This is a genomic window from Streptomyces sp. SD31, from assembly GCF_052068475.1.
Taxonomy (GTDB): domain Bacteria; phylum Actinomycetota; class Actinomycetes; order Streptomycetales; family Streptomycetaceae; genus Streptomyces.
The window spans coordinates 29,992-42,862 of sequence record NZ_JBQHCX010000017.1 but is presented as its reverse complement, the minus strand read 5'-3'; the positions used below and the strand labels follow the sequence as shown (position 1 = coordinate 42,862).

14 protein-coding genes are annotated in these 12,871 nt (G+C 70.6%); 6 read left to right on the top strand and 8 right to left on the bottom strand.

All coding sequences use genetic code 11. The features are described 5' to 3' along the window. Positions 1 to 149: 149 nt before the first annotated feature. Both ACTMVF_RS31550 and ACTMVF_RS31545 read right to left on the bottom strand, forming a co-directional pair. Positions 150 to 1,148 (bottom strand): EamA family transporter, encoded by a 999-nt coding sequence (locus ACTMVF_RS31550; protein WP_441274489.1) that lies wholly within the window; start codon positions 1,146 to 1,148, stop codon positions 150 to 152. A 140-nt stretch (positions 1,149 to 1,288) separates the two neighbouring features. Then, positions 1,289 to 1,849: a Clp protease N-terminal domain-containing protein gene (locus ACTMVF_RS31545; protein ID WP_441274488.1), complete on the bottom strand. Its 561-nt coding sequence runs from the start codon at positions 1,847 to 1,849 to the stop codon at positions 1,289 to 1,291. A 197-nt stretch (positions 1,850 to 2,046) separates the two neighbouring features. Here ACTMVF_RS31545 and ACTMVF_RS31540 point away from each other — a divergent pair, with 197 nt between their 5' ends. Together ACTMVF_RS31540 and ACTMVF_RS31535 are read left to right on the top strand one after the other, a co-directional pair. Beyond that, entirely contained in the window at positions 2,047 to 2,235 is a 189-nt protein-coding gene (locus ACTMVF_RS31540; protein WP_441274673.1) for a hypothetical protein, read from the top strand. Between the two features lie 101 nt (positions 2,236 to 2,336). Beyond that, on the top strand, positions 2,337 to 2,768 hold the full coding sequence (locus tag ACTMVF_RS31535) for a type II toxin-antitoxin system Rv0910 family toxin (RefSeq protein ID WP_441274487.1): 432 nt from the start codon (positions 2,337 to 2,339) through the stop codon (positions 2,766 to 2,768). Between the two features lie 112 nt (positions 2,769 to 2,880). Here ACTMVF_RS31535 and ACTMVF_RS31530 read toward each other — a convergent pair whose 3' ends face one another. Next, positions 2,881 to 3,501 carry a PadR family transcriptional regulator gene (locus ACTMVF_RS31530; RefSeq protein ID WP_441274486.1) on the bottom strand — a complete coding sequence of 207 codons (621 nt, stop codon included), beginning with the start codon at positions 3,499 to 3,501 and terminating at the stop codon, positions 2,881 to 2,883. A 123-nt stretch (positions 3,502 to 3,624) separates the two neighbouring features. Here ACTMVF_RS31530 and ACTMVF_RS31525 point away from each other — a divergent pair, with 123 nt between their 5' ends. Beyond that, the gene (locus ACTMVF_RS31525) at positions 3,625 to 4,275 is read left to right on the top strand and encodes an HAD family hydrolase (RefSeq protein WP_441274485.1); all 651 of its coding nucleotides are present in this window, start codon (positions 3,625 to 3,627) and stop codon (positions 4,273 to 4,275) included. A 109-nt stretch (positions 4,276 to 4,384) separates the two neighbouring features. After that, complete coding sequence (locus ACTMVF_RS31520; RefSeq protein WP_441274484.1) at positions 4,385 to 5,194, top strand: PhzF family phenazine biosynthesis protein; 810 nt, start codon at positions 4,385 to 4,387, stop codon at positions 5,192 to 5,194. A gap of 62 nt (positions 5,195 to 5,256) precedes the next feature. Here ACTMVF_RS31520 and ACTMVF_RS31515 read toward each other — a convergent pair whose 3' ends face one another. Both ACTMVF_RS31515 and ACTMVF_RS31510 read right to left on the bottom strand, forming a co-directional pair. Then, positions 5,257 to 6,057, bottom strand: coding sequence for a CPBP family intramembrane glutamic endopeptidase (locus tag ACTMVF_RS31515; protein WP_441274666.1), 801 nt, complete (start codon positions 6,055 to 6,057; stop codon positions 5,257 to 5,259). A gap of 371 nt (positions 6,058 to 6,428) precedes the next feature. Beyond that, entirely contained in the window at positions 6,429 to 7,946 is a 1,518-nt protein-coding gene (locus tag ACTMVF_RS31510) for a glutamate--cysteine ligase (protein ID WP_441274483.1), read from the bottom strand. A 558-nt stretch (positions 7,947 to 8,504) separates the two neighbouring features. Here ACTMVF_RS31510 and ACTMVF_RS31505 point away from each other — a divergent pair. Together ACTMVF_RS31505 and ACTMVF_RS31500 are read left to right on the top strand one after the other, a co-directional pair. Beyond that, positions 8,505 to 9,098, top strand: coding sequence for a hypothetical protein (locus ACTMVF_RS31505; protein WP_441274482.1), 594 nt, complete (start codon positions 8,505 to 8,507; stop codon positions 9,096 to 9,098). Positions 9,099 to 9,544: 446 nt separating this feature from the next. Then, complete coding sequence (locus ACTMVF_RS31500; RefSeq protein WP_030053671.1) at positions 9,545 to 9,751, top strand: DUF5999 family protein; 207 nt, start codon at positions 9,545 to 9,547, stop codon at positions 9,749 to 9,751. Between the two features lie 146 nt (positions 9,752 to 9,897). Here the strand turns inward: ACTMVF_RS31500 and ACTMVF_RS31495 are convergent, their stop codons facing one another. The 3 genes from ACTMVF_RS31495 to ACTMVF_RS31485 form a co-directional block, all read right to left on the bottom strand. Beyond that, positions 9,898 to 10,968 carry an endo-1,4-beta-xylanase gene (locus ACTMVF_RS31495; protein ID WP_441274481.1) on the bottom strand — a complete coding sequence of 357 codons (1,071 nt, stop codon included), beginning with the start codon at positions 10,966 to 10,968 and terminating at the stop codon, positions 9,898 to 9,900. Between the two features lie 55 nt (positions 10,969 to 11,023). Continuing rightward, positions 11,024 to 11,788, bottom strand: a complete 765-nt coding sequence (locus ACTMVF_RS31490; protein WP_441274665.1) for a carbohydrate ABC transporter permease — start codon at positions 11,786 to 11,788, stop codon at positions 11,024 to 11,026. A 74-nt stretch (positions 11,789 to 11,862) separates the two neighbouring features. Next, the gene (locus ACTMVF_RS31485) at positions 11,863 to 12,870 is read right to left on the bottom strand and encodes a carbohydrate ABC transporter permease (protein ID WP_441274480.1); all 1,008 of its coding nucleotides are present in this window, start codon (positions 12,868 to 12,870) and stop codon (positions 11,863 to 11,865) included. Between the last annotated feature and the right edge of the window lies 1 nt (position 12,871).

Genomic DNA, 12,871 nt, shown 5'->3' with positions numbered 1-12,871 from the left:
CCTCGGACTTCGTCTGCGGGCAGCACCGTCACGCCCGGCGGGACGTGGGGTTCGGTCCCCGTGCCGTCCCCGGGGCGTGGTGTCCGGAGGGCCCGCCTCAGACGGCCGGCGGAGAGATGATGAAGGTGCCGCAGTGCATGGCTCGCAGCCTAGGTCGCCGGTTCCCGGGCCGACAACTCGGTTTCCGTACGGGCGTCTGCGCCCGCCACCGGCTCGGCGGAGCCCTTCGCGGGCGCGGACGACTGCGCGATGAACGCCCCGACGAGGACGACCGCGCCACCGATGATCTGCGGCGCCGAGAGGTGCTCGCCGAGCAGGAACCAGGCGAGGACGGTGGCGATGACCGCTTCGAGGCAGGCCACGACTCCGGCGACCTGCGGTGAGAGCCGGCGTACGGAGAGCACGCCGGTGACGTAGGCGACGACCGTGGCGAGCAGCACGATCCAGGCCAGCAGCGCGGCGGCCGCGACCGGGGTGCCGTTCATGTCGGCGGTGTCCGCGAGGACCGACCAGTCCATGCTCCACGGACGGGCGACGACGGTCAGGACGGCGGCGCCGACGAGCAGGCCGTACGCGATAACGCCGAGCGGGTCGGGCGCCGCCTCACCGGAGTCGCTGCCCTGGTCGGACAGAACGAAGTAGCCGACCTGGCAGCAGGCCGCGCCGAGCGCGAGGAGCAGGCCGACGGCGTCGAAGCTCAGTCCCGACCAGACCTCGACCACACAGGCCAGGCCGCCGACCGCGAGGACCACGCCGAGCGCGGCGGCACGCGTCACCGGCCGCCGCTGCACGAACCGCACCCAGCCGAGCACGAGGGCGGGGGCGAAGTACTCGACAAGCAGCGCGACCCCGACCGGTATCCGGGAGATCGAGGCGAAGTAGAACGCCTGCACACCGGCCACGCCGAGCAGGCCGAACCCGGCGAGCAGCGCGGGGCGGCTGCGCAGCAGCCCGCGGTGGCGCACGGCGAGCGGCAGCATCACCAGGGCGGCACCGGCCACCCGCAGCCACACCACATGGAGCGGGTCGAGCCCCGCCTCGATCAGCGGCTTGGCGGCGACACCCGACCCGCCGAAGGCGACCGCGGACCCGACCGCCAGACCGAGCCCGACGCCCTTGCCGCGGCCGACCTGACTGCTCTCAGACATACGCACCGGCACATGATGACAGGCGATGACATGAGCGTCATCCCCGATGACACCTGTCTCGCCGAGTGGACAGGGGCGGCGGGGCGGAGTCGGCGCGCCGGGCCGCCAGGGCCGGGCCCAGCGCGTGGCGGGGGCGGCGCCTAGCAGGCCGTCTCGCCGTCGGCGGCGTACTCGTGACGGCGCTCGTCGATGCGGGCATGCACCACGTTCGCGTCGATGCCGGCGCGGGCGAGCACCTCCACGGCGCGTGCCTGCGGGTCCGCCACGATCGCCGCGAGCAGGTCGATACCGCGGGCCCGTGGATCGCCACGCCGGGCGGCGCGTCGGCAGGCGTGCTCCATGGCGCTCGCCGCCAGCGGGGAGAAGCCTTCGCCGTCCAGCACCACGGGGACGGCGCCGGAGTCCTCGACCGTGCCCTGCCAGCGCAGGCCGTAGCCGATGCTGCGCTGTACGAGGTAGCCGAGCAGGCGAGCGATCCGGGGGCCGTCGCCGAAGACGGCGTAGACGTCCGGATCGCGCTCCAGCAGCGAGTGCAGCAGATGAGCCGTGTCGATCTGCCGGTCCCCGTCCCTGACCGCCCGGCGGCGGGCACCGGAGATCACCGCTGCCAGCTCGTCGCTGAGCCTGGCATCGTCCGCCGCGGCGTCCGGGCGCCGGCAGTCCGGCTCCTGGGCCGACTGCCGGGGAATACGGGGTTGCACACCCCCACCCCATCAACCACTTCGAGCCAAGTCATCCCCGAGGGGAAGCATTCTCGCGTCCCACACAGAGTGGACTCCGGTGGCCGGAATCTCCTCCTTACGGATGAGATCAGGCCGAACGACCCCGAGGGGCGCGCGCCGCCTTGCCGTGCCCCCCGTACGCAACCATGGCGCTCCGTCGCACGTCCCACAGGGACATGGAGCGCAGGTGCTGGCTGGTGGCGTTGCCCGCCGTCGACGGCAGGCAGTACGTCTACCGGGTGTACGCGCCGGAGGACGCCCTGCTCGCCGACCTGTTCTGGGAGGCGTGGCACTGCCACGACGAGAGCGGGTTCCCGCGCGCGTGGGATCTGTTCGACGCGGCGGTGATACGGCTGGTGGGCTGAGCCGACGTCTCCACATTTCCTGACGGTTCATCAGTATTGAATGTTCCACGCCCCGCGGCTACGTTCCGCGACACCGTAGCCCGACACGAAGGGGTGGTCGCATGGCCGAAGTCAGCGCGGAGGCACGCATCGAGGCGCCGGCGGAGAAGATCTGGGCGCAGCTGACGGACTGGTCGGTGTACGGACAGTGGAACGCCACCCACACCAGCTTCCCGGGCGGCGGCCCCACGGCCCTCGAAGTGGGCGCGACCTTCCAGGAGAACATGAAGCTGATGGGGTTCCCGGCCGAGGTCGAGTGGACCATCGAGGAACTGGAACCGGCGCGGGTGCTCGCCATCCGCGGCAAGGGGCCGATGGCGGTGACCGTGGCCACGCGCTACACGCTGACTCCGGACGGGGACGCCGCCACGGCCGTACGGATCGACGGGGAGTTCACGGGTGCGGCCGTGTCGTTGATGGCGGGCAAGCTGAAGGACTCGGCGACGGCGGCACTGAACGAGTCGCTGCGCAAGCTGGCGGGGTTGGTGGCCTGAACGCCCGTACGGCGCACACGAAAGCGCCCCGCGGATCACTCCACGGGGCGCCTTCGCTCACGGGCGACCTCAGCCACGGCGGGGAGGCCGCCGGCTCTTCCCACTCCTCGCCTCAGTCCTCGTCGGCAAGGATCAGGTACAGCTTCTTGCGGGACTCGTTGATGACGGCGAGCGCCTTCTCGCGCTGCTCCTTGTTGCCCGTCTTCCAGACTTGCCCGAAGGCCTCCATCAGACCGAAGCCGGCCTGCCGGATCTCCCCCAGGGCCTCCCAGTCGACGCCGCGGGAGGCTTCCTCCCAGGGCGCCTCGGGCCCCGCCCCGGCCGCCTCGCGGCCCGCCTCGGTGAGCGAGAACAGCTTCTTGCCACCCTCGGTCTCACTGGCGATCAGGCCCTCGTCCTCCAAGAGCTGGAGGGTGGGGTACACCGAGCCGGGGCTGGGCTTCCATGCCCCGCCGCTGCGCTCGGCGATCTCCTGGATCATCTCGTAGCCGTGCATGGGGCGGTCCTTCAGCAGGGCGAGGATCGAGGCGCGCACATCACCGCGCCGCGCCCTCCCTCGCGGCCCGCCTCGACCACCCCTCGACCCCCAGGGCCCGGGCCCGAATCCAGGCCCACCGAAACCGGGGCCGCCACCCGGCCCGAAGGGCCCGAAGGCGCCGCGAAGCCCCTCGAAGCCACCTCGGCCGTGGTGGCCGTGCCCACCGTGTCCACGCTCGAATCCGTGGGAACGCATCGCAATCACTCCATTCCATCGTTGATCTGTCGCGATGCCTCAACGATATATCGGGATAGCTCGCATGACAAGGGAGCCGGGCAAGGGAGCCGAGGGAGCTGAGTCCGTGGTCTACTGCCGGCCATGCCGTTGCTGCTGCTCGACCTCGACAACACGCTGGTCGACCGCGACGCCGCCTTCCGTCGCGCCGCCGCCGACTTCCTCGCCGGGCACGGCCTGCCCGCCTCGGACCTCACGTGGCTGATGGCCACGGACGCCGGCGGCTATACCGCCCGCGACCAGCTGGCCGATGCCATGACCGACCGCTACGGGGACGTCGTGCCGGCCACCGCCGTCCGCACCCTGCTCGACACCGGCGCCGCCGACCGCGTCCGCCTGGCGCCCACCTCCCGCCGGGCGCTGGTGAACGCCCGGGCCGACGGCTGGACCTGCGTGATCGTCACCAACGGCCGCACCGCCCAGCAGGAAGCGAAGATCCACAACACCGGGCTCGACCGACTCGTCCAGGGCTGGGTCGTCTCCGAAGCCGTCGGCCACAAGAAGCCCGACCCGGAGATCTTCCGGGCGGCGGCAGCGGCCGTCGGCGCCTCCCTCTCCGGCGCATGGGTCATCGGCGATTCACCGCACGCAGACATCGCCGGCGCCGACGCACTCGGACTGCGCAGTGTGTGGGTGACGGACGGACGGCCCTGGACACAGGACTCCTACGAGCCCACCCACACGGCTCACGACGTCGCCTCCGCGATCCACCACACCCTCGGTACGCGGCCGTAGGCTGCCGCAGATCACGGCCCTCCCTTCCTGTGGCCGGGCACCGAAATCGGTCCAGCACCCCCGAATTGGCCTTGGCCGCCCCCTCCCCGCACCCCCTAGCGTCGGCGGCATGCGGATTCGAATCGTCGATGCCTTCACCGACCGTCCCTTCGCCGGCAACCCCGCCGGGGTCCTGCTGCTCGACGCCTTCCCGGAGGACGACTGGCTCCAGAAGGTGGCCATGGAGGTCAATCACGCCGAGACGGCGTTCGCGCACCGGCTGGACGAGGGCGGGGAGGCCGACTGGGCGCTGCGGTGGTTCACTCCGGTCGCCGAGGTGGCCATGTGCGGGCACGCCACGCTGGCCACGGCCCATGTGCTGCACAGCACCGGCGCCCATGAGGGGCCCGTGCGGTTCGCCACCCGCAGTGGCGTCCTCGTCGCCACGCCCCGAGAGGACGGCTCCCTCACGCTCGACTTCCCGACCGCCCCGCTCACACCGGTCGAGGTGCCGGACGGAGTCGCGAAGGCCCTCGGCGCCGAGCCGCTCGCCGCCTTCGACACCGGTCCGAACGTGGGCGACCTGCTCATCGAACTCGCCGACGAGAAGACGGTCCGCGCACTGACCCCCGACCACAAGGCCCTCGGCGCCTACTCCGAGCGCGGCATCATCGCCACCGCCCGCGCCGAGGACCCCGCCCAGGGCTACGACTTCGTCTCCCGCTGCTTCTTCCCGAACGTCGGCATCGACGAGGACCCGGTCACCGGCAGCGCCCACACGGCCCTCGCCCCCTTCTGGTCCGAGCGCCTCGGCCGGGCCGAACTCACCGGCCTGCAGGCCTCGCCGCGTTCCGGCCGCGTCCGCACCGAGCTGCGCGGCGACCGCACCCTGCTGAGCGGGAGCGCGGTGACCGTCATCGAGGGGGAGTTGGTCACCTAGACGGGGCGGCCGGCACGGCGAAGGGGGCGTACGAAGCCGTCGTACGCCCCCTTCGGAGCGGCTCACGCCGTCGGCAGCCACCCCACCTTCCCGGCCAGCAGCGCGTATCCCACGAACGCCCCTATGTCGAGCAGGGAATGCGCCACGACCAGGGGACCTACCCGACCCCAGCGCCGGTACAGGTACACGAACACCACGCCCATCGCCATGTTGCCGATGAACCCGCCGATGCCCTGGTAGAGGTGGTACGAGCCGCGCAGTACGGAACTGGCCACCAGTGCGGTGCCCGGCGTCCAGCCCAACTGGCCCAGCCGGCGCAGCAGATAGCCGACCACGATGACCTCTTCGAGGATCGCGTTCTGCAAGGCGGACAGGATCAGCACCGGGTACTTCCACCACACGTCGGGCAGCGCCTCTGGCACCACGGTGAGGTTGAAGCCGAGCCCACGGGCGGCCAGGTAGAAGGCGATTCCGGTGCTCCCGATCACCGCCGCGATCGCCGCGCCACGGCCGAGGTCCGGCCAGGGGCGGGTCCGGTCGAAGCCGAGGGTGCGCAGGCTCGCTCCCTCGCGCAGCAGGAAGTGCGCGACGAGGGCGACGGGGACCAGCGCGGTGGTGATCCCGAAGAGCTGCCAGGCGAGATCCAGCCAGGGGCGGCCCGGCGCGGCCGAGGCGTTGAGAGTGGCCGCCTGGTCCTTGAGGCCCCCCGGTTTGGTGACCGATCCGACAAAACTGATCAGGGCGGACACACCACTCGCACCGAGTGACAGCCCCAGAACGAGCAGCGTCTCATCGCGGAACGTCCGTCGCGAGGGCCGCTCATGCGGAAAAGAATCGGCCACGGGGCCTGCCTCGCCCTGCACACCTGCCTCCAGTTGAGTAATCCCGCCGCGTACCGCCCCTGTGCCTGCCATACGGCCGGACTCCGGCACGAGGTTCAGCAGGGCAACAGGGAGGGGCACCACCGTCATGGGACGTCACAGCTTGCCCGATCAGTATGGGGCGGGTGGCATCGCCCCCCGCCGACGCGCCCCTCGGGCGGGCTGCTCGCCTTCGGCTCCTCCTGCCGGGACGAACCGGTGCGGCTGCCCCCGGCCGCCTCCCCGACCTGGCTCCCGCCCTCAAGGCGGCGGCGAAACCTGCATGTGATCGCGGGGGCAGGAACCCCGGGCAGGCAGGGCTGACGCCCGGGCAGGCGGGGGTACGGGACCTGCCCCGGCAACCGCCGCGGCCGTCACCCCAGCGGCACCGGCTCCAGCAACCCCACCGGCCAGGTGTGCACCGGGTCCCCGCGGTGCATCAGCTCGCGATACCGGCGGGTCGTCGCCGCCAGTGCCGCCTCTCGGGTCAGCCCGGACTCCAGGGCCCGGTGGAAGGTGGCCGACTGCCAGGACGCCCCGTTCATGCGCCGGCGGCACCGCTCCTCGATGACGCCCAGGTAGAGATCCCGGTCGGCCGGCTCGACTCCCCAGGCGTCCAGGCCGGCCTCGGCCAGGGGCAGCAGTTCGTCGCGTACGAGGCTCACCGCGTCGACCTCGGCCGTCCCGCCGTACCGCCCCCGCCGGGGCCAGCGCAGCCGGGCGTCGATGCCGTGTTCGCACGCCGCGTCGAAGTTGGCGGCCGCCGCCTCGAAGGGCAGCCGGGTCCACACCGGCCGCGGCTCCTCGGCGAGGGCGCGGACGACGCCGTAGTAGAAGGCCGCGTTGGCGACCACGTCCGTGACGGTGGGCCCGGCGGGCAGTACGCGGTTCTCCACGCGCAGGTGCGGGACGCCGTCGGCGATGCCGTAGACCGGGCGGTTCCAGCGGTAGACGGTGCCGTTGTGCAGGACGAGCTCGGCGAGCTTGGGTACGCCGCCGGCGTCGAGGACCTCGAGCGGGTCCTCCTCGTCGCAGATCGGCAGCAGGGCCGGGAAGTAGCGGAGGTTCTCCTCGAAGAGGTCGTGCGCCGAGGAGATCCACCGCTCCCCGAACCAGGTGCGCGGCCGCACGCCCTGGGCCTGGAGTTCGGGCGGGCGGGTGTCGGTGGACTGCTGGAACAGCGGCGGGCGGGACTCGCGCCACAGCTCCCGCCCGAAGAGGAAGGGCGAGTTGGCGCCCACGGCGACCTGGGCCGCGGCGACCGCCTGGGCGGCGTTCCACACGTCGGCGAAGCGGCCCGGGGTGACCTGGAGGTGCAGTTGGACGGAGGTGCAGGCGGCCTCGGGCGCGATGGACTTCGACGTGCACGTCAGATGCTCCACGCCGTCGATGTCGAGCGTGAAGTCCTCGCCGCGGGCGGCCACGATCTGGTCGTTGAGGAGGGCGTAGCGATCGACGTCGGAGAGGTTCGAGGAGACCAGGTCGTCGCGGTCGAGGGTCGGCAGAATGCCGATCATCACGATTCCCGCGTCGAGCTCACCCGCTTTTCGGTCGGCATATGCCAGCGACGTACGGAGTTCCTCGGCGAGCCGGTCGAATACCCTCCCCTGCAATCGATGTGGGGCTATGTTGACTTCCAGATTGAACATGGCGAGTTCTGTTTGGAAGTCACGGCTCGCGATCCGCTCGAGTACCTGCGCATTCAACATTCTCGGCATGCCGTCGGCGCCGGTGAGATTCAACTCGATCTCCAGCCCCATGAGGTTCTTGGGGCGGTCGAACCGCTCGGCCTCCAGCAGCCGCTCCAGGCCCGTCAGGCACTGCCGCAGCTTGTGGCGGTAGCGCTGGCGATCGGACAGATCGAACCGACCTGCCACGACCTTCTCCCCCATCGAAGCTTCCCTCCTCGGATGGGCGGACCGAAGACCGGGCCGCCGGTCTCCCGGGTCAGGTGGGATGATGCCCAGCCGAAGCGATCGATAACGTCCCGCGCGAGGCCGGCGCCCGCTAGGCTGTCGGACGTGACCGGCGGCACATTCACCAGGCATGGACCACTGTGCAGTTTCGGTCGGCTCACGAACTCGTGAAAAACGCCGACGAGAATTGGCCGACCGCAGCCGGGGCATTTTTCGAGGTCATCGCCGCGCGGCCGGCCAGGAATCGGGATGATTCCCGCATAACGCCGACCGAATGGACCCTTGCCGGGTTCACCAAAAGCGGTTAGATGAAACACCGTCTGAACACTCGTCGTATAAACTCCGCAATCAAGGCAGAGGGTTGGCGCCCGCGGTCCAGGACCTGCCGTCCAGGTGACGTACGACAGGCCTCACCCGCACCTCTCACCCCCAGACCCCGGCCCCGCCTCTCTGACCTTCGTGAGCTGACAGCGCCGTCCGCCCCCGCCCCGCCCTCGCGCCATCGTGCCTGTCGAATGAGAGAGGCGACCCACCATGCCGCTGCATGTCCCCCCGGCTCCCGCGCCCGCCCTTCGCTCCGTCCTCACCGCGCTCGGCTCGCCCACCGCGGTCCTCGAGGCCCGAACTCCCTCCCTGCGCGCCGCCCAGGGGCCCGCGACACCCGAACTCCCGCTGCCCGTCCATGTCGTGGACGAGATCACCCCGGCGGGTGTGTCCGCGACCCGGCTGGCCGGCTGGCGTTTCTTGATCCGCTACGGCGACCGGGCGGTGGCCGCGGCCGAGACCCGGCTGACGCCCGACGGCTGGGCCTTCTCGCACTTCTTCGAGGGTCCCTACATCGCCTCCACCGAGCGGGCGCTGCGCCAGGCCGAGACGATCACGCAGGCCTACCAGCCGCGCCTGCTGTCGTTCCCCGGCCTGTACATGCTGACCCTCTGGCTGCACGGCGACTGCGCCGCGGACGGCGCCACCGGGCACCCCGACGGCAGGGACATCCTCGTGCCGCTGGCTCCGGCTCCGCCCGGCATCGCGGCCCATGTGCCGCACCGGGTCGCCGAGCTGCTCCCGGTGCTCACGCATCGGGCGACCCCGGCTCCGCTGCCTCCGCTGCTCGGCTCGCCCGCCTGACAGCTCCCCGCGCGAACGGCTCCGTGCCCCGCTGCCCGATTCCGGCAGCGGGGCACGGCGGTGTTTGCGGTGGAATCAGGGCGGTGGGATTAGGCTCGGGTCGGACAACGAAAAACACGCACGCACGAACCGTAAATAACTCGTACGAGCGAGAATGCGCTCGAATGAGCCCCGCGAGCCCCCCGACCTCCGGACTAGCCCCATCCGACCACGTAGAACCATCCGAAGTGACCGTGGAGTTGGGGTGAACCGTCCGCGCGAGTGAGGCGTCATCAACCTGTGAGAAGCGGTGCTGCGAAATCCCTGCGGATTGACGCCCGTGGGGCAACACTGGGTTCCGACCGACCAATCACTAACGGGGGGCGGCCATGAACGAAGTTTCACGCCGCGAAACAGACACCACCACAGTCACTTCACACATCACGACAGAGCGAAAGATCCCTTCCATGTGCCAGCACCAGCCACCGTGCCCCTCAGCCGACTCCGCCGACCGGGAATCCGCCCGTCTTGTGGCGCACCACCCGGAGCAGGGATGGAGCCTGCTGTGCAACGGTGTTCTGCTCTTCGAGGACACCGGTGAGCTCCTGCCGGACGGCCAGATCATCGCCCCGCACCGTCCGCTGGGCACCGGCAAGGTGATGACCGCCGCGTAACGCCTGCCGGCGGTCCACGCCGGTCAGGCCCGCACCACCGGGCGGCGCGACGGGCGCCCGGCGTACCCCCAGGGGCCGGTCGCAGACCCTGACTGCGAGCCGGCCCCGACGTGCGTCCGGGGCCGGTCACGCACCGTAGCGGGTACCTACTTCAACGCCATCCGCAGCGCGAAGTACGCCGGCTTGGGGTTCAGTTGCTCGTCCCACGGCAGGGCCGCGCCCTCGCCCTCGAAGAACGCCGGAATCCAGCTGTACTTGTCGGTGTAGTCCCAGATGGTGATGCCCACGCACCGGCGCACCGCGAGGCAGGCGTCGGTCAGGTCCGCATACCACTCGGCCTGCTGGGCCAGCTTCTCCTCCGTCGCGGGGAGGATCATCCGGATGTCCACCTCGGTGAGCGAGGTGTCGAGTCCGAGCCTGGCGAAGCGGCGGAGGTTGTCCTCCAGCGTGGTCGGATAGCCGTACTGGAGCGCCAGATGGGCCTGTAGGCCGATGCCCTGGAGCGGGACGCCCTTGGCCTTCAGCTGCCTGGCGAGGTTGTAGTAGGCGTCGCTCTTCGGGCCGATCGACTCGATGTTGTAGTCGTTGAGGTAGAGCTTCACCTTCGGGTCGGCCTGGTGGGCCCAGCGCAGGGCGTCGGCGATGTAGCCGGGGCCGAGCGTCTTGTAGAAGATCGTCTCGCGGTAGGTGCCGTCCTCGTTGAACGCCTCGTTGACGACGTCCCAGGCGAAGACCTTGCCCCGGTAGTGGCGTACCTCGGTCTGGATGTGCTTCTTCAGTACGGCCCTCAGCTCGGTCGCCGTCCACTCGCGGTCGGTCAGCCAGCCGGGCAGCTGGCTGTGCCAGACGAGGGTGTGGCCGCGCACCTTCTGGTGGTTGGCGCGGGCGAGGTTCACGATCTCGTCGCCCTGGGTGAAGTCGAACACGCCCTGCTGCGGCTCGGTGGCGTACCACTTCATGCCGTTGCCCGGCGTGATCTGGTCGAACTCGCTGCCGAGGATCGCCTTGTACGGCTCGTCGACGAGCTCGGGGTTGTCGGTGGCGCTGCCGAAGTAGCGGCCGTGGCGCTGGGCCAGTTCGGCGAGGGTGGGCTGCTTGCCGTGCCGTTCGTCCGCCTGCGCCGCCGGGCCGGTGGCCACGCCGGCCGCGACCAGCACGGCGGCGAGGGCCCCGGCGAGTCTGAGCCGGGTGCGGGAGCGGGTGGTCGTACTGCGCATGGTGCGACTCCTCACGGATCGGTGGTGTGTCGAGCCGTACGTCCGCCTGCGCGCGTCATCCCTTGGTGGCGCCGGCGGTGAGGCCGCCGACGAGCTGGCGCTCGGCGACCGAGTAGAAGGCGAGGGCGGGGACCATGGCCAGCACGAGGTAGGCGAACACGCGGGCGTAGTCCGCGGAGTACTGGCCCTGGAACTGCTGGACGCCGATCGGCAGGGTCCACCAGGTCGAGTCGGTGAAGACCAGCAGCGGCAGGAAGAAGTTGTTCCAGCTGGTGACGACGGCGAGGACCGAGACCGTGCCGAGCGCCGGACGCGCCATGGGCAGCAGGACCCGCCAGAAGAACCCGAGCGGTCCGCACCCGTCCAGCGTGGCCGCCTCCTCCAGCTCACCGGGGATCTGCCGGAAGAAGCCGCGCAGGATGATGATCGTCATCGGCAGCCCGAAGGCGGCCTGCGGAAGGATCACGCCCAGCGGGTTGTCGAGCAGCCCCATGGAGCGAAGCAGCAGGAACAGCGGCAGGGCCGCCACCGCGAACGGGAACATCAGCCCCATCGTGAACAGCGTGAACAGCAACTCCCGGCCACGGAAGGCGAATCGGGCGAAGGAGAACGCGGCCAGCGCGGACACGGCGACCACGAGCACGGTCGTCGCCACCGCGATCAGCGTGCTGTTGCCTACCAGCCGCCAGAAGTCCCCCGACCCGAGGATGCCGCGGTAGTTGGAGAACACCCACGGGTCGGGCAGCCCCACCGGGTTGCGGGAGAGCTGGTCGGTGGACTTGAAGCCGGACAGGACGGCGTACAGCAGTGGCAGGCCCATCACGGCGCCGACCAGGACGAGGATCACGTGCAGGGGCAGGTTCTTCCTGCCGGTCTTCCTGCCAGGCCTGGCGGTCACTTGGCGTCTCCCCTCATCGTCGTGGTGGCCCCTTGGAGGTCTCGGCGGAGCACGAACCGCTGGTAGGCGAGGGCGAAGACGAGGCTGATACCGAACATGACCACGCTGATCGCGCTGGCGTAGCCGACCTGGTAGCGCTTGAAGCCGTACTGGAACATGGTCACGGCCATGGTCTCGGAGTGGTGGTCGGGGCCGCCCGCGGTGGTCACCCACACCAGGTCGAAGAGCTGGATCGCCCCGATGACCGACAGGAAGACGCTGATGCGCAGGGTGGGCGCGAGCAACGGCAGGGTGACGCTGCGGAAGCGCTGCCAGGCGTTCGCGCCGTCGATCAGCGCGGCCTCGGTCAGCTCCCTGGGGATGGACTGGAGTCCGGCCAGGTAGAGCATCATGTGGAAGCCGAAGTACTTCCACGTCATGACCAGGAAGAGCGTCGCCATCACCGTGGACGGGTCGGCGAACCACTCCCCGCCCAGCCCGTCCAGCCCGACGTAGCCCAGGAGGTGGTCGGCGAAGCCGTCGTCGGGGGCGAAGATCATGCTGAACAGCACGCCCGTGATGGCCTCGGACAGCACGTACGGTGCGAAGAACAGCATCCGGTACACGGCCCGGCCGCGCAGCCTCTGGTTGAGCAGTACGGCCATGGCGAGCGCGAACGGCAGCTGGACGGCCACCGACAGCGCGACCAGGAGCAGGCAGCGCCACAGGTCCCCGAGGAAGACAGGGTCCTCGAAGAGGCGGGTGAAGTTGTCGGTGCCGATGTAGTCGGAGGGCATGCCGAAGCCGCCCCAGCGGAAGAAGGCCGCGTACAGCGCGAACAGGATCGGCAGCACTACCAGGACGAGGAAGAGCACCAGGGCGGGCACCTGGAACGCGACCGCGGTGAGCCAGTGCAGCGCGCGCCGCCGGGCCCGCCCTCTTGCCGCGGCGGCGGACGGGGGCGGAACGTCGGCGTCGGGACCGTCGGGGCCGGTCCGCTTGTCCGGCAGGAACGTGGAGGTCATC

Excerpts from the sequence above, each read along its gene's own strand:
- ACTMVF_RS31550 (WP_441274489.1), bottom strand. The coding sequence starts at position 1,148 with ATGTCTGAGAGCAGTCAGGTCGGCCGCGGCAAGGGCGTCGGGCTCGGT.
- ACTMVF_RS31540 (WP_441274673.1), top strand. The coding sequence starts at position 2,047 with ATGGAGCGCAGGTGCTGGCTGGTGGCGTTGCCCGCCGTCGACGGCAGG.
- ACTMVF_RS31535 (WP_441274487.1), top strand. The coding sequence starts at position 2,337 with ATGGCCGAAGTCAGCGCGGAGGCACGCATCGAGGCGCCGGCGGAGAAG.
- ACTMVF_RS31530 (WP_441274486.1), bottom strand. The coding sequence starts at position 3,501 with ATGCGTTCCCACGGATTCGAGCGTGGACACGGTGGGCACGGCCACCAC.
- ACTMVF_RS31525 (WP_441274485.1), top strand. The coding sequence starts at position 3,625 with ATGCCGTTGCTGCTGCTCGACCTCGACAACACGCTGGTCGACCGCGAC.
- ACTMVF_RS31520 (WP_441274484.1), top strand. The coding sequence starts at position 4,385 with ATGCGGATTCGAATCGTCGATGCCTTCACCGACCGTCCCTTCGCCGGC.
- ACTMVF_RS31510 (WP_441274483.1), bottom strand. The coding sequence starts at position 7,946 with ATGGGGGAGAAGGTCGTGGCAGGTCGGTTCGATCTGTCCGATCGCCAG.
- ACTMVF_RS31505 (WP_441274482.1), top strand. The coding sequence starts at position 8,505 with ATGCCGCTGCATGTCCCCCCGGCTCCCGCGCCCGCCCTTCGCTCCGTC.
- ACTMVF_RS31500 (WP_030053671.1), top strand. The coding sequence starts at position 9,545 with ATGTGCCAGCACCAGCCACCGTGCCCCTCAGCCGACTCCGCCGACCGG.
- ACTMVF_RS31495 (WP_441274481.1), bottom strand. The coding sequence starts at position 10,968 with ATGCGCAGTACGACCACCCGCTCCCGCACCCGGCTCAGACTCGCCGGG.
- ACTMVF_RS31490 (WP_441274665.1), bottom strand. The coding sequence starts at position 11,788 with ATGGGCCTGCCACTGCTGTACGCCGTCCTGTCCGGCTTCAAGTCCACC.
- ACTMVF_RS31485 (WP_441274480.1), bottom strand. The coding sequence starts at position 12,870 with ATGACCTCCACGTTCCTGCCGGACAAGCGGACCGGCCCCGACGGTCCC.